Origin of the sequence: Amycolatopsis oliviviridis, from assembly GCF_014654365.1 — a bacterium.
Classification (GTDB): Bacteria; Actinomycetota; Actinomycetes; order Mycobacteriales; family Pseudonocardiaceae; genus Amycolatopsis; species Amycolatopsis oliviviridis.
On sequence record NZ_BNAY01000004.1, the window covers coordinates 741789 to 756388 of the forward strand.

Annotated in this window: 15 protein-coding genes and 1 pseudogene; 8 read left to right on the plus strand and 8 right to left on the minus strand. The window is 68.7% G+C overall.

Annotated features, from left to right (window positions below; all coding sequences use genetic code 11):
- The first annotated feature begins 72 nt into the window (after positions 1-72).
- Together IE302_RS21525 and IE302_RS21530 are read left to right on the plus strand one after the other, a co-directional pair.
- Positions 73-888 (plus strand): alpha/beta fold hydrolase, encoded by an 816-nt coding sequence (locus tag IE302_RS21525; RefSeq protein WP_191256250.1) that lies wholly within the window; start codon positions 73-75, stop codon positions 886-888.
- 32 nt (positions 889-920) lie between these two features.
- Positions 921-1667, plus strand: a pseudogene (locus IE302_RS21530) (helix-turn-helix domain-containing protein); the annotation flags it as partial.
- 12 nt (positions 1668-1679) lie between these two features.
- Here IE302_RS21530 and IE302_RS21535 read toward each other — a convergent pair.
- Genes IE302_RS21535 through IE302_RS21550 form a run of 4 tightly spaced genes read right to left on the minus strand, consistent with a single transcriptional unit; the run spans position 1680 to position 4830 of the window.
- Positions 1680-2432, minus strand: coding sequence for an ESX secretion-associated protein EspG (locus IE302_RS21535; RefSeq protein WP_191256251.1), 753 nt, complete (start codon positions 2430-2432; stop codon positions 1680-1682).
- 27 nt (positions 2433-2459) lie between these two features.
- Positions 2460-3788: a PPE domain-containing protein gene (locus tag IE302_RS21540; RefSeq protein ID WP_191256252.1), complete on the minus strand. Its 1329-nt coding sequence runs from the start codon at positions 3786-3788 to the stop codon at positions 2460-2462.
- A complete protein-coding gene (locus IE302_RS21545; RefSeq protein ID WP_191256253.1) occupies positions 3788-4408 on the minus strand; it encodes a DUF3558 domain-containing protein in 621 nt (206 codons plus the stop codon). The genes IE302_RS21540 and IE302_RS21545 overlap by 1 nt, the downstream gene beginning before the upstream one ends.
- Positions 4408-4830: a hypothetical protein gene (locus tag IE302_RS21550; RefSeq protein WP_229907882.1), complete on the minus strand. Its 423-nt coding sequence runs from the start codon at positions 4828-4830 to the stop codon at positions 4408-4410. The genes IE302_RS21545 and IE302_RS21550 overlap by 1 nt, the downstream gene beginning before the upstream one ends.
- Positions 4831-5150: 320 nt before the next feature.
- Here IE302_RS21550 and IE302_RS21555 point away from each other — a divergent pair, with 320 nt between their 5' ends.
- Genes IE302_RS21555 through IE302_RS21565 form a run of 3 tightly spaced genes read left to right on the plus strand, consistent with a single transcriptional unit; the run spans position 5151 to position 8235 of the window.
- The gene (locus tag IE302_RS21555) at positions 5151-6284 is read left to right on the plus strand and encodes a hypothetical protein (protein WP_191256255.1); all 1134 of its coding nucleotides are present in this window, start codon (positions 5151-5153) and stop codon (positions 6282-6284) included.
- A gap of 26 nt (positions 6285-6310) precedes the next feature.
- Positions 6311-7498 carry an AAA family ATPase gene (locus IE302_RS21560; protein ID WP_191256256.1) on the plus strand — a complete coding sequence of 396 codons (1188 nt, stop codon included), beginning with the start codon at positions 6311-6313 and terminating at the stop codon, positions 7496-7498.
- Positions 7495-8235, plus strand: a complete 741-nt coding sequence (locus IE302_RS21565) for an HNH endonuclease (protein ID WP_191256257.1) — start codon at positions 7495-7497, stop codon at positions 8233-8235. The genes IE302_RS21560 and IE302_RS21565 overlap by 4 nt, the downstream gene beginning before the upstream one ends.
- Here the strand turns inward: IE302_RS21565 and IE302_RS21570 are convergent.
- Both IE302_RS21570 and IE302_RS21575 read right to left on the minus strand, forming a co-directional pair.
- The gene (locus tag IE302_RS21570) at positions 8211-8846 is read right to left on the minus strand and encodes an SRPBCC family protein (RefSeq protein ID WP_191256258.1); all 636 of its coding nucleotides are present in this window, start codon (positions 8844-8846) and stop codon (positions 8211-8213) included. The two genes, IE302_RS21565 and IE302_RS21570, sit on opposite strands and share 25 nt — an antisense overlap.
- A 114-nt stretch (positions 8847-8960) precedes the next feature.
- The gene (locus IE302_RS21575) at positions 8961-9620 is read right to left on the minus strand and encodes a hypothetical protein (RefSeq protein WP_191256259.1); all 660 of its coding nucleotides are present in this window, start codon (positions 9618-9620) and stop codon (positions 8961-8963) included.
- A 181-nt stretch (positions 9621-9801) separates the two neighbouring features.
- Here IE302_RS21575 and IE302_RS21580 point away from each other — a divergent pair, with 181 nt between their 5' ends.
- On the plus strand, positions 9802-10107 hold the full coding sequence (locus IE302_RS21580; RefSeq protein ID WP_191256260.1) for a DUF6204 family protein: 306 nt from the start codon (positions 9802-9804) through the stop codon (positions 10105-10107).
- Between the two features lie 10 nt (positions 10108-10117).
- On the opposite strand, the gene IE302_RS21585 is transcribed toward IE302_RS21580, so the two are convergent.
- Positions 10118-11071 (minus strand): neutral zinc metallopeptidase, encoded by a 954-nt coding sequence (locus IE302_RS21585; RefSeq protein ID WP_191256261.1) that lies wholly within the window; start codon positions 11069-11071, stop codon positions 10118-10120.
- A gap of 159 nt (positions 11072-11230) precedes the next feature.
- Here IE302_RS21585 and IE302_RS21590 point away from each other — a divergent pair, with 159 nt between their 5' ends.
- A complete protein-coding gene (locus IE302_RS21590) occupies positions 11231-12256 on the plus strand; it encodes a polyprenyl synthetase family protein (RefSeq protein WP_191256328.1) in 1026 nt (341 codons plus the stop codon).
- Between the two features lie 15 nt (positions 12257-12271).
- Positions 12272-13699: a sunset domain-containing protein gene (locus IE302_RS21595; protein ID WP_191256262.1), complete on the plus strand. Its 1428-nt coding sequence runs from the start codon at positions 12272-12274 to the stop codon at positions 13697-13699.
- A 67-nt stretch (positions 13700-13766) separates the two neighbouring features.
- On the opposite strand, the gene IE302_RS21600 is transcribed toward IE302_RS21595, so the two are convergent.
- Positions 13767-14600, minus strand: an 834-nt coding sequence (locus IE302_RS21600) for a 2-oxoacid:ferredoxin oxidoreductase subunit beta (RefSeq protein ID WP_191256263.1), incomplete at its 5' end; no start/stop codon positions are given.

Here is a 14600-nt window from a genome sequence, read left to right on the forward strand (position 1 = left end):
GCCTTTTTCGTGTCAGAGGGCGTGTCAGAGCGCCGTCAGGGTGGTGTCAGGCCGGATCGCGATAGTTCCCTCATGACCAAGACCAGCACCGCCTCGACCACCACCTCCACCGCCGCCTGGGCCGGGATGCTCCCGGTCGAAGACACCCGGCTGGCCGTCACCGACACCGGTGGCCCCGGCATCCCGGTCGTCTACCTCAACGGCCAGTTCGCGAACCAGGGCTACTGGCGCCGGATCCTCGCCGATCTGGGGCCGGACTTCCGCCACATCACCTTCGACGAGCGTGCGCGCGGCAAGTCCGGGCGTTCGGCCGACTACTCCTTCGAAGCCGCCGTCCGCGACGTCGACGCCGTCCTCGCGGCCCGGGGAGTGGAGAAGGCGGTCGTGGTGGGCTGGTCCTACGGCGCGGTCGTCGCCGCGCACTGGACCGCCCGCAACCCGGAGCGGGCTCTCGGCACGGTCCTCGTCGATGGCGCCTTCCCGTACGACTGGCTCGACGACGCCATGGAAGCGCGGATCCGGAAGCTGTTCAAGCGGCTGAACCTGGTCATGCCGCTGCTGCGCCCGACCGGCCTGGCGCCGCGCATGTCCGCCGCGGAGCAGGCGGAAAGCAACATCGAACTCGGCAAACTCTCCCGGCAGTCCGAGCTGGGCCCAGTGCTCGACGGCATCACCGTGCAGACGCGGTACGTCGTCGCCTCGGGAACTTCCTTCGGCAGCAAGGGTGACGAGCAGGAGCAGATCCGGACCGGCCTCGACGCGGTGACCGAGCGCAACCCGAACATCAAGGTGAGCGCCAAGGTCGACAGCAACCACGGCGCGCTGCTGAAGAAGGACTTCGGCGCCATTTCGGCCGCGATCCGCGAAGTCGCCCATGCCGGGGAATGACTTGCCGGGGCGCATCGGGCAGGTTGCTGGCGATGCCGAAACCGAAGCCCACACCCCAGGCGAGGGCCCTCGCCTGGGGACTTCGAGAGGCGCGCCGGGCGGTCGGACTGGCCGCCACCGAGGTGGCGGACAAACTGGCTTGGTCCCAGGCGACCATCAGCCGGATCGAGACCGGGGCGCGGGCGGCATCCGCCGAAGAGGTGTCGGCACTGCTCGCGATCTACCGGGTCACCGGTGAACGGCGAGACGCGCTGCTCGCGCTGTCTCGCGACATCGGGCCCTGGTGGTTCGGCGACGTGTCTCTTCAGAGGAAAGCCTTCGCATGCTACGAAAAGGAGGCCACCAGGATCGTCGAATTCGGAACCGTCCTCCTGCCCGGTCTGCTGCAAACCCCGTCTTATTCGAGAGCTGCGGACCTTCCCGTCGCGGCTGTCGAAGCGCGGAGGGAACGGCAGAAGATGCTGGGGCACAAGAAGTTCGTCGCCTACATCGACGAAGGGGCGCTGCACCGTCAGGTCGGCGGGTCGCGGGTGATGGCGAACCAGCTCCGGCATCTCGTCGCGATGACAGAGCGCCCCAATGTCGAACTGCGGGTGATCCCCTTCTCGGCCGGGGCACATCCCGGCGATGCCTATGTCCTGCTGGAATTCGGTGGCACGCGAGCGTTGGTGTACCAGGAAAGCCGGCGATACGGGCTGATCCTGCACCGGCCCGACGACGTCGAACCGTATCTGCAGTCCACAGTGGACGCGGTCGCGCTGGACCCCGCGCGATCGGTGCGGCTGATCGAGTCAGTGATCGAGGCCGGCCCGCAGTGCGGCGACTTTTTGCGCCAGGAGAACGGGTTCACCGGGCAGGACGGTGATGTACCGGTTCCGGGGCGAACCCGTCACGTGCATGGCCACCCGGCCTCCGTCGAGGTCCAGATACGTCAGGCCGTCGACGGCCTCGATGCGTCTGCCGCCGTCGGCGCGCTTGGCCGCGGCGAAGAACCCGACGCCGAAGTACGGCTGCTCGAAGACCTCGTCCAGCCGCCGCGCTTCCCGGCTTCGTGACTCGGGTTCGTCGTAGAGCTCGTTCCCCGCGCCGGGTTTGAAATCGTCCTGGGGCAGGGAAAACGGCGCGAACCGCGCCGGTGGGTACTCGGGCAGGTTCAGCACGAGCGCCGCCGCGCGATCGGCCGTCCGGACGCCTTTCAGCCACACCCGGCTTCCTTCGCAGATCGCGGTCACCGCGGCGCGCCCGCGCCCGGCGACGAGCACGCTGTACTGCTCCGCCTCCGTGCGAACCGTCGCGTAGTACTCGGAGTCCGGCCGGTCGAGGATGTGCAGGACGTCCTCGAAGTCGCTGGTCAGCCGCCTGCCCTCGGTGAACCCGAGCCCGCCGAGCTCCTCGAACGCGGCGTGGTCCTCGCCGGTGCGCGACGACGACGGGACATAACGCAGTCCGCCGGCGAAGATCAGATGCGGATCCCCGCAGCCGGCGTGACGGAACGCGGTCAACAAGGTGTCGAGCGTGATCTCGACCGGGCGCGCGAGCACCACGTGTCTCCCTCCCCTGGGACTGTGGTGCTAGTTCTTCTTCTCGCCGATCACCGGCGGCGTCGGCTTCTCGATGTAACCGCCGAAGGTCTCGTCCGGATCCGGGTTCTGGAGGTACGACGGAGCCCTCTTCTCTTTGTCCTCCTCGCCCTTCCCGCGGCCCGCGCCGGGCGCCATCGGCATCCCGTTCGCGCCGCCACGACCGGCCGCACCTGCGGAACCGGCCGCGCCACGGCCGCCGACGGTTTCACCCGGCAGCCCGGCGCCGCTTCGGCCACCCATGCCGGGCTGGCCTGTCGTGCCACCGGGGACACCGCCTCGGAACCCGCCTCCTGCCACGGCCGGTGTCTTGCTGCCCGTCCCCGGGCCGCCGGGTCCCGTTCCCGGTCCGCCGGTCACGGGTCCTCCGGTCCCCGGGCCGAAGGGGCCGTACCCGGGCGGGAACGTGCCGGGCGGGTTGTACGCGGTGGGCGGCCTGCCGTTCGGCCCGAAGTCGAGGTTCGCCGCGGGCGGCACGACCGGTGTGGTCTGGGGCGGCGTGTACGAATTCGCGCGGGTCCCGTCGTCGGGCTGCTGATGTGAGCCCGGCTGCTGGCCGGGCAGATGCTGACCCGGCTGAGGGCCTTGACCGGGCTGCGGACCGCTGTCGGCGGGGCCGCCCTGACCCGGTCCAGGTGTTCCGGCACCCGGGCCACTGGGGCCGCTCGGCCCACTGGGGCCCTCCGGCCCGCTCGTGCGGCGATAGGGCTCGCCGATCCCGGGATCGCGCCCGTCGGAGCCGTCGCCGAACCCCTTCGCCGCCGGCTTCCCGGAGCTTCCGTCGTCCAACGTGACGCTGCCGCCGGGGTCGACGAGCTGCGCGTACTGGGCGGGCAGCCCGTCGCCGTTGGCGGTGCTGGCCGAGTGGTAGGTCGCGAACGTGTCGATGTTGTGCTGGCTGTCGTCCCGGTAGCTCTTCAGCTTGTCGAAGTAGCCGACGGGGTTGCCCTCCATCAGGTTGATCGCGTCCTGGACGGTGGGCTGCGGCTGCTCAGGCGGCACCGGCTTGACGGAGTTCTTGGCCGAACCGAACGCGCCCAGCTGCGCGGTGATGGCGTTCTGGGCGGTGGTCAGGTGCATCGCGTCGTCCATCGATGCCTCGACGAGCGGCTTCGTCGCGTCCACGGCGGCGCTGCTGGCCCCGCCCTCCCAGCCGGAGGCGGTCTTCTGGGCGAGCCTCGTGATCCGCTGCATGCGCTCCTGGTGCCGGAGGGCCAGGTTGTAGGCACCTTGCTGGGCATCGGAGAGCGAACCGGTGCCGTCGCCGCCGGTGACCTGTTCGTAGATCTGGGCGGCGGTGAGCGGTCCTTCGGTGGCCATCAATTGCCCCCTCGGACGGTGGCGAGGACTCTGATCGCCGCTTCGCGTGCGGCGTCGCAGGGGTCCTTCTTGCCGATGTTGGCCGTGGACTGCTCCAGGGAGATGCTGATGGTTTGGGTATCACTGGTTCCCAGAGCCACCGAACAGCGGCCCTCACTGGCGCGCTCGTCTTTGGTGTCGTAGGCCGTCACCGGGTATCCGTCAATCGGAGCGAGCGGTTCGAGGAGTTTGTAAGTCGTCCCCTTGGCCGCATAGAACTTCGCAGTGCCGCTGTCCGGCAGATTGCTGAAGATCACGTTGACTCGAGGCTGAGCGGTGGAGGGAACTGACCATCTGCATGCCGGGCCTGCTGAGCCGTCCAACTGCTCCACGTGCTCGATGGTGGGACCGAGGATCTGTTTGGCCTGGATGTCAGTAAGGGCCCTGCAAGGTGTTCGTTTGATTTGTGCGAGTTCGATCGGGTCGCCGACTTTGGGGGCTTCGGGAGCCGGGCCGGCCGAGTTCGACGGGTTCGGGTTCGCCCCGCCGTTAGTAGGCGTGGGGGTACCGTTGGTGGTGGGAGGCGAGCAGGCGACGAGGGTGAGGGCGGTCGCGCTAAGGATGAGAATGGTGCGTCGCATCAGGCGATGCCCTCCGGCAGCTGGTTGACGACTGATTTGGCGTGTTCTTCGGCGGTGGCGTACTTGCCCAGCGCGGTCAGGTACTTGCTGGCCATATTCTTGCAGTAGGCGATGCGATGTCTGAGCGCGTCTTCAAGTGCGGCGCCTGACTTCTGGGTGATTTCAGCGTTGCCCCCGCTGGCGTATTCCCGCCCTGGTGGCTGGGCCACGGCGATGGCTCTCGCCTGGTCGAGGTCGTCCGCGTACTCGTTGGCCAAGGCGCGCCACTCTTTCACCAGTTCGTGAAGGGTCGCCTCGTCGTACTTGAACCCCGCGCCTTCCGCCACAGGCGTCCCGTACGAGCCGCCGGTGGGACGGTCAGTGATACCGAGGGCATCACCCCAGTTGACTCCGGGTTTGTAGACAGGCGGTTCGTCAGGCACGGCCACGCACCCCTGACGCCTTGAATCGATCCCCGCTGAATGGCCGAAGCCGCCCCGAAGTCGCCGTCGTCATATGCCCCTCCCGTGGCTACAAGGCGCGTCTCCCCGATGCACCCTGCGTAATCCGACGCCGGGAAGATTACCAGGGTTCCCCTGACGAGGAACCGGTCTGCATAAAGTCCTGTTCCTCACTGAATAGCGTCAAGGAACTCGGTGACTATCCGTGAAAACCGTTCAGGTGAACGTTCCTCGGCAAGCAGGGTTCTTCCTGGTAGTCGACTCGTCCACTTTGCATACTCTGTGTAATGAAGTTCCGAAGAGTGATTCTCGGCGCGTTACTCGTCAGCCTGTTGGCGGCTTGTGCGGATTCCGTTGATACGCCCCCGCCGCGACCGCAGTTTCCGAAATGGCATCCGAAACAACCGCGTCCCGTGGATCGCGACGAACAGGTCGTCGATGCCGCGCTGGCCGCCCTCGATTTCTGTCAGCTGATCGACCAGGCCGCCTACGACCGACGGAAGGGTGGCGATACCCGGCCGGTCGAGCGAAAAACGGAGGTGAAGGACGGTAGGAAGCGGTGCACGTTGTTCCGTGGCGGCCACGACCTTCTCGAAGTCAGCGATGTGGAGCCGAGACATCTGGTTCTTCGCCGGGTCGACGGAGCCGTCATCGATCTTGGCGGCGTGAAGGGCTACCAGGTCGAAACGCACCGCGAAGGTGGTATCAGTGGCTGTGCGATCACTGTTCCGGTCAGTTTCCAGCGGGCGATCGGATTCGAGATCGGTAGCGCCAGTCGCGGCAAGGACTGCGGGCTCCTTCGGGACTTCGCCACCGCTGGGGCCGCGAAGCTGCCACGCGATCTCGTCTACCCGCCGGACGGTCAGGACAGCGGCCGACTCGGGGCCTGCGCCGACTGGGTCGTCACCAGCAAGGGCGAGAACTGCGATCCGGCCGTAGCCGCGCAGGTGCCCACGGGCGCTGAGCTGATCATCGCCGCCGGCGCCGCCGATCCGAACGTCGAATGCGCGGTGTTCCGCGACGCGGTCAGGATGGCGTTCGGCCCGGAGTTCGTGCCGATAGCAACGCCGGGGGCGTGCTACTTCGTCGAGCCGAAACATCGGCTGCAGATCGAGGCCGGTGCCACCGCGAACGGCGGCGCGCCGGGGGAATGGCACGCGGATCCGAACAGAACCTTCAAAGACCACCAGCGGATGACGTTCGGTGGAAGCCCTGGGATCACGTTCCGTTCGCAGGACGACCGCGAATTCGCCCTTTACGCCTCACCGCTCGGGAACATCGACGTCCGCGGGCACGTCCGGTTGCGGATAACGCCCGAGAGGGAGCGGGGGATCGACGACTGGGACCGCTCGAAGGCCGTTTCGGTCCTGGACGTCGGCAAGGCGTTCGCTGTGATGGATTTCGTGATGGCGACCCACTTTCGGGTGGCGAGGTGACGTCCGCGCCGTCGTAAGCTTCCTCCATGTACATCGAGCGGGTCCGGCTGGAGAACATCCGCGGCTTCAGCGGTGCCCGCGCGGTCGACCTCCGGTTGCCCGGCCCCGGCTGGGTGGTGCTCGCCGGGCGCAACGGCTCCGGCAAGACCTCGTTGCTGCGCGCCATCGCGGTCGCGGCGGCGCCGGACGTGGCCTGGGGGCTGCTGTCGGACGCCGGCAGCTGGATCTCGATGGACCAGACCTCCGGATCGATCGAGCTGTCGGTGATGCGCGACGAGGGGCCGGCGCCGGTCGAGGTCCGCTGGCTCGACTCCGGTCTGCTGCCGATCTCCGGACTTCCGCCGGGCCAGCCGTTCTGCGCGGCTTACGGGCCCTTCCGGCGGCTCGCGGGCGGCAGCGGCGAGGCCGAATCGTGGATGCGCGGCGCGGGGTCGCTCGCGCGGATGGCCAGCCTCTTCCACGAAGACGCCTCGCTCGCCGAGGGGGTCACGTGGCTGATCAATCAGCATCTCCGTGCCCTGGAAGGAAAAGCGGGCGCCCGCGAACTGAAGGACACGGCGCTGGAGATCCTCGGCGACGGCCTCCTGCCCGGCGGTTACCGGATCCGGGACGTCGATTCGGACGGGCTCTGGGTCGAGTATCGCGGCGACCGGTTCCCGTTGCGCGAGATGAGCGACGGCTACCGCACGGTGACCGCGCTCGTCGTCGACCTCCTCAAGCAACTGGACGGAGCGGGCCTCGATCACGAGAGTCCCGGCGTCGTGATCATCGACGAGGTCGACGCACATCTCCACGTGTCGTGGCAGAAGCGCATGGGACCTTGGTTCAAGGCGCATTTCCCGCGGATCCAGTTCATCGTCACCACGCACAGCCCCTACGTCTGCCAGGCCGCCGACCCCGGCGGCCTCATCCGGCTGTCCGGGCCCGACGAGGAGGTCCCGCCGCGCGTGGTCTCCGAGGAGCTCTACGAGCGGGTCGTGTTCGGCAGCGGGGACGACGCCGTGCTGTCCGACCTTTTCGGCCTGGACACGCCCTATTCGCCGCAGGCGGTCGAACTGCGTGAGCACCTCGCCGAGCTCGAGTTCCAGGTGGCTTCCGGACGGGCGGACGCGAACGGCGTCCGGGAATGGGAACGCCTGCGCGGCATGCTGAGCAGTTCGCCGCCGAGCCGGGTGGACGAGGTGGCCAGGCGGTTCGAGGCCGACGATCGGTGATCGGGATCCGCCGGATCGCGCTGCCGGGCCGGGTGGTGGCCGACCTCGAAGACCTGACCGCGCGGATCCCCGCCGGTGACAGCAAGGAAGCGCGCCGGCTCTGGCGGGTTTCCCGTGCCGTCCGGCGTTCCTTGCGGGCGGGCCTGGACGTCATGGCCGCGGGCCGCGGCTACTGCATGTACTGCGGCGACGGCCTCGGGTCCACTGTGGACCATTTCGAGCCGATCGCGCGGAACCCGGGCCGCGCGTTCGACTGGCTCAACCACGTGCTCGCCTGCGAGTACTGCAACAGCCACCACAAACGCGACCTGTTCCCGGTGGACGACGACGGCGACAGCCTGCTGATCGACCCGACCGCCGAGGACCCGCTGGACCACCTGTTCCTGGTGCTGTCGATCGGGACCTACCGCGCGCTGACCGAAAAAGGCGAGCAGACCATCAAGGTGTGCGGGCTGAACCGCGCGCAACTGGCGCGCGGGCGGGAAACGGCGGTCAACCAGGTGAGCGCGCTCGTCATGGGCTGGTGGACCGCGCGCGAGCTGGGGGACGACGTGAAGCGGCGCGCGATGGCCTGGACCCTGCTCGATCAGCCGCACGCCGACGTCCTCCACGCGATGCTCCGGCAGGCGGGGATGCCCGGCGCCCGCGCGGTGTTCCGGGCGGACGACGACCTCATCGACCTGCTTCGCAAGCCGGAACTCGCCGAAGACCTTCAGCTCTCCGGCGGCGCCGTGTAGGCGGCCAAGGTGGCGTCGGCGCGCGTGCGGGCGGTGGCCGCGTCGGTTCCGTTGGCGACATCGGCCTCGTACCAGCCCTCGTTGCTCAGGGTCATGAATCGGACGCCTTCTTCGCTGGTCATCCAGGCCATGGCCGCCTCGGGGTCGGCGGCCTCACCGGATTCGAGGTGCAGCGCGAGCCCGTTCAGCATCATGTCCCAGCCGATGCCGACCGCACCCGGTCCGAACCGGTTCCAGTGCTCGTTGGGCACCGCGGTGTGGTCGAGTTCGAACCGCGTGCGCCCATCGGCTTCGGGGCTCAGCCGGACCTCGATCCAGCTGACGTCGCCGCCGTACTCCCAGGTCGCGGCGAAGCTCTTCGGGGGATCGCAGCGTTCGACGGTCCCGCCCGCGTTGCCTTCGAGCTGGTACTTGCCGCCGACGCGCAGCTCGCCGCTGACCGGCAGGAACCAGCGCGGGATGCGTTCGGGGTCGGTGCAGGCGTTCCAGAGATCGTCGATGTCGGTGTCGTAGACCTGGCTGACGGTCGCCGTCACCGCCTCGCCCGCCTCGACCACGCGCTTGCCCAGCTTGCGCTGGACGGAGTTGATCTGGCTCGGCACGTCGGCCATCGGTGCCCTCCTCGGCTCGGTTGCGGCCAAGATATCAGCGTAGGCTTATATAAGCCAGAAGAGAAAAGGGGCGCCCTGGCAAAGATCCAGGACGCCCCTTTTCGGAGGGATGGCTTACGGGGTGGGCGAGCAGGCCGTGCGCCCGATGACCACTTCGCCGGTGATGCCCGAGGCCGGGGCGAACTTGATCCGCAGCATGGTCAGCGCGATGCTGCCGTCGCCCGGCAAGGTCTGCTCGTTGAAGACCGCTTCGGCGAGCAGGGTGCCGTTCGACTTGGTGATCGGCTTGACGTAACCCACGGGCACCGGTGACGGCAGGGTGCCGAGTCCGGTCGCGCCGCCGTAGGTCCAGCTCGCGTTCGTGGTGTTCTGGGTCGCCGTGCAGGTGACCTTGTAGGTCTTGATCTTGATCCGCGGCCCGCTCGACGACACGAGCGCCGACAGCTCGAAGTTCTTGCCCTCGGCGACCGAAGACGTCGTGGTCACGTCGTTCTCGGGGTCGACGACGGTGGTCGTGCACGTCGACGTGCCGCCACCGAACGTGATCCCGGTCCTGCTCACGACTCCGGACGAGTTGCTCGTCGGTCCCTCGACCGCGCAGTCGGCGAGCGAAGAGATCGAAATCGGCGCCGAGTTGCCCTTGGTGAAGGCGGCGGAGCCGAGCGAGGCCACGCCCGCGGGGTTCGCGGCGGAGGCCGGCGCCACCCCGGCGCCGAGGCCCGCCAGCAGCAGCGCGCCGACCACGGCTGCCCGGCTTGCGATGGTGATGCGCATTCCACGTCCTCCTCACGTGACGGGAGAGCGAGCCGGATCGGCCGTTCTTCCTTTGTCATCACTATCTGCGTGTCGGATTCGACCGTTGCGCGCGTGACAGTCGTTTCACTCGACCGTGGATCATGGACACCCGTTGGATATTCGGATTCGTATCCGGATACAGGTCTGTATATTCGAGGTCATGCCGACCTATCGCGTCCTCGTCAACGGGAAGTTCGACCACCCGGACGCCGAAACCCGCGCCAGGCTTCTTTCCGAGTTGAGTCACCACCAGGCGATCGGGTTCACCGAGGACGGCCTGTTCACCTACAGCGCGCACCTCGGCGCGTTCTCCTACCGCGTCACGCTTCAGGGCGAAGAGGAACGCGACGTGCTCGACGAGGCCGAGCTGAAGGTCATGGAGCTGCTGGACGCGAAGGACTACCCGTATCGCGACGTCGCGGGCAAGGCGACCTGCATGGACGACATCAAGATCCGCCGCCGCTGATCCCGCGCGGTCAGGAGACCTCTTTCGCCGGTGCCGCGAAGGTGTTGCACGCCGAGGTGTCCTTCGCGGTCAAGCCGCGCTTCTGCCACAGCGCCGCGTTCTTCGACGAGCCATGGGTGTCGCTGTCCTCGAACGTGCTCTGCCTGAGCTGGGAGACCATCCCGGCGCCGATAGAGCCGCGGCCGGCGGCGTTGGCGAGGAACATCGCGCTGAAACAGTCCGCCTGGAGTTCGAACCGCCTGCTCAGTTCGAGGATCTTCGGCTGATCGCCGTCCGCGGCGCGGTAGAGCGCGTGGTACTTGCGGAGGATTCCGGACTGCTCCTGGACGTGGTGCCCGTACTCGTGCCCGAGCAGGAACAGCTGCGTCAGCAGGTCGGGCCCGCCGTTCTCGAGTTGCCTTGGCAGCGGGAGGAAGATCGTCGCCCCCTCCGAGCAATAGAAGCCCATGGCCTCGTCGGGAGGCGGCGAAGGGCCGCAGGCGGTGTCCTTGACGTCGTGGACGTTGATCGCGACAGGGATCCGCGGTTCGCCGACCTGGCTCAAGGCCGGATGCCACGCCCGCTCCAGGCAGGGGATCAGCGCCGTGTGGAACGCCTCGAGCCCGTCCTTCGTGCCGCCAAGCTTGGGCAGCTCGCAGGTCACCTTCGGCAGTGTCACGCCAGGGGCGACGAGGGGGTTGGCCGCCGCCTCGTGCTTACGGGTCGGCACCTCCGCTCGTGACGTCGGCGGCGTCACGGACGTCACAACCGTCGAGGACGGCGAGAGCGTCGGCTGCCGGGTCTGGACAGGGTCCGCCTTCGACTGCTTCAAGCCGCCCACCACGAACGCCGCCGCGACCAGTACCAACGTCATGAACACGGCGAAGAGAACGACGGTGGTCCTTACCGTCGAACGCTGCTCACGAGGTGCTTCGGCGGGTGGCGCCCACGCCGGTCTGTCGCCGGAATCGTCCGGACTTTCCACGGTGTTCCCCCAGTTCGTGCCAAGGACGGCAGGATACGCGGCCGGGGTGTCATATTCGTCACCGTTTCCCCTGGACAGCACGTCAACAGGGCTCAGTGGGTAGCCACTACGCTGGAAGCAACCCCGAACGGTGTCAAAGAGAGCGGAGCCGACGTGTCTGTGTCTTCACCTGCCCCAGGTGGTGCCATCGAGGACCTGCGCGCGTCCGTCGGGCTCCAGATCGCCGACGAGCAGCTCCTGCGCACCCTCGCGACCGGTCTCGCCGATGTCGAGACGCTCCTTCGCGACGTCGTCCGCAGTGACGTCAAGGCCGTCGAGGACGCCGCTTCGCACCTGGTCGAGGCGGGGGGCAAACGTTTCCGTCCGCTGTTCACGCTGCTGGCGTCGCAGTTCGGGCCGAAGCAGGGCGACCAGGTGGTCACCGCCGCCGCGGCGGTCGAGCTGGTGCACCTCGCGACGCTGTACCACGACGACGTGATGGACGAGGCGAAGATGCGCCGCGGCGCGGAGAGCGTCAACGCCCGCTGGGACAACACCATCGCCATCCTGACCGGCGACTTCCTGTTCGCGCACGCCTCGCGGCTGGTCGCCGACCTCGGCACCGACGCGGCCCGGATCATCGCCGAGACCTTCGGCGAGCTGGTCACCGGCCAGATGCGCGAGACGGTCGGCCCCGGCGACGGCGACGACGCGGTCGAGCACTACCTCACGGTCATCGCGCAGAAGACCGGTTCGCTGATCGCCACCTCCGGCCGGTTCGGCGGGATGATGTCCGGCGCGCCCGACGACTACATCGACGCGCTCCGCCGCTTCGGCGACATCATCGGGACGGCGTTCCAGATCTCCGACGACGTCATCGACATCGCCTCCGCCTCGGACGAGCTCGGCAAGGCGCAGGGCACGGATCTGCGTGAAGGCGTCCGCACGCTTCCGATGCTGTACGCGCTGGCCGACCCGGCCACCGACCCGCGCCTGGTCGAGCTGCTGTCGGGGCCGATCTCCGACGACAAGCTCGTCGCCGAGGCCCTGGACCTGCTGCGCGCCTCGTCCGGACTCGAACGCGCACGCGAAACTCTTTCCGACTACGCTCGTCGGGCGCGTGCCGAGCTCGCGGCGCTGCCCGCGTCGCCCGCCCGGGACGCCTGCGAATCGGTCGCCGACTACCTGGTCGCGCGAACGCATTGACAAAGGGCAGGTTAGATGTCCATTTTCGGACAGGTTTGGCTGTGGAGTCTGCTGGCGTTCGTCGTCGGCGCGCTGCTCACCTGGCTGGTACTGGTGCTCCCGGCGCGCAAGCGCGTCCGTGAGCTGGAGAGCTCGCTGGCCACCGCGCACGCCGAGAAGTCCCGGCTGCCCGCCGGGGTGAGCCTCGGCGCCGGGGCCGCGGCCGTCGCGGGCGGGACCGCGTACCTCACGAAGCCGTCGCACGACGAGCTGGACGAGGACTTCGCGGCCGCCGAGGAGCCGAAGCCCGCGTACCCCGAGACGCTCGCCGAGCACGAGCCCGCGCAGCGGCCGTGGTCCGAACCTGTCGAGGAGCGTGCTCCCCAGCCCGTCCAGGACGTGTACGAGGACGCCGTCGAGGAGACGGCTCCCGAGCCCGTCGCACCCGCGACGCAGATCTTCGAGCCCGCGGGACCCGGGGAGGCTGTGGAGCCTGTCGAGCCGCAGACCTTCGAGCCGGAGGACGAGTGCGAGGCCGAGTACCGCACCGCGCCGCAGGCGGACCCGGAACCCGATCCGGAGCCCGAGGCCGCGGCCGAGCGGACGCAGTACATCCCGGCCGCCCAGCTGGAGCCGGAACCCGAACCCGAACCTCAGCCCGAGCCGGAGAACCCGTACGCCACCGCGGCGACCGAGTACCTCCAGCCCGCGTCGAAGCTGGACCTCGAACCGGAACCCGAGCCTGAGCCGGAACCCGAGCCGCTGCCTGAGCCTGAGCCGCTGCCGGTCTTGCCGGGCGACGGGCCGTACCGGTCCCGCCTGGAGATCCAGCTGGACCCCGAAGGCGCCGAGACACAGCCGGAGTCGGTGTCGCTGTTCAGCCCCGCTTCGCGCGTCGAAACGGAGCAGGCGCCCGTCGAGACCAGCTGGTTCGAGCGGGAAGAAGAACTGCACGATCCGCCCGCGTACGCCTTCGGTTCCGACGAAGACGCGAAGGCCGGGCTCCTCGACTCGGAGCCCGAGTCTCCCGCCGAAGCCACCCAGGTGCTGCCCAAGCGCACGCCGCGGGGAGCGGTGCGCGGCGGTTTCGAGCCGCCGCAGCCGATCCAGCCGTCGATGCGGGCGATCGAACGTCGTGAGCCGGAGCTGTCCGGCGGGCAGAGCGGTTCGCTGTTCGAGCCGGCCGTCCAGCCCGGCGACGCGATGCCTGCGCCGGAGCCCCCGCCCGCGCGACAGACCGCCGCTCCTGTCTCGGAGTCCGTTCCGCCCGGCCCGTTCGGTCCCGGTTCGGCGATGCCGCGGCCGGGCGGTGGCCGTCCCGCCGACGACTTCGCGGTCAAGGCCAGCGTGACGGCGCTGCGGTACTGCACCGAGGACTCGCCCCAGTTCCCGAAGATGGTCGCGGAGGTTTGGTTCCGCTCCGCCTCCGACGCCGAGCGCGTCGGCTTCCGGCCGTTGGCTTGAAGCGCGTGAAGGCCCCCTTCCCTCGGCTCAGCCGAGGGAAGGGGGCCTTCACGCGCTTGAGGACCGGTTAGCTGACCACAGTCCAGGTGTCCTTGCCGCGTAGGAGGCCCTGAAGGTCGGGCTTCCGGGCCGCGCGGGCCTCCTCGACCTGGGCACGTGCCTGGTCGTCGTAGGTGGGACGCTCGACCTGCCGCAGGATGCCGGTCGGCACGTGGTTCAGGTTCTGGTCGCCGATCCGCGAAAGCGCGAACGCGTACGAGGTGTCCTCGATCGCCGGGTCGTGCACGACGAGGTTCTCCTCGCCGATGTTCGCGACCTTCCCGACTTCGAGCCCGGCCCAGCCGCTTCGCGTGACGCCGTACTCGCCCTGCGGCCCGAACTTGATCGGCTCGCCCGTCTTCAGCGGGATGAGCCGGGTGGCGGCCTCGTCCTTGTCCTTGAGGACGTCGAACGCGCCGTCGTTGAAGATCGGGCAGTTCTGGTAGATCTCCACCAGCGCCGACCCGCGGTGCTTCGCGGCGGCCTCCAGCACCTCGGTCAGGCCCTTGCGGTCCGAGTCGAGCGCGCGGCCCACGAACGACGCCTCGGCGCCGATCGCCAGCGAAAGCGGGTTGAACGGGGTGTCGACCGAGCCCATCGGGGTGGACTTCGTGACCATGCCCGGCCCGGAGGTCGGCGAGTACTGGCCCTTGGTGAGGCCGTAGATCCGGTTGTTGAACAGCAGGATCTTGATGTTCACGTTGCGCCGCAACGCGTGGATCAGGTGGTTGCCGCCGATGGACAGCGCGTCGCCGTCACCGGTGACGACCCACACCGACAGGTCCGGCCGCGCGGTCGCGAGACCGGTCGCGATCGACGGCGCGCGGCCGTGGATCGAGTGCATGCCGTAGGTGTTCAGGTA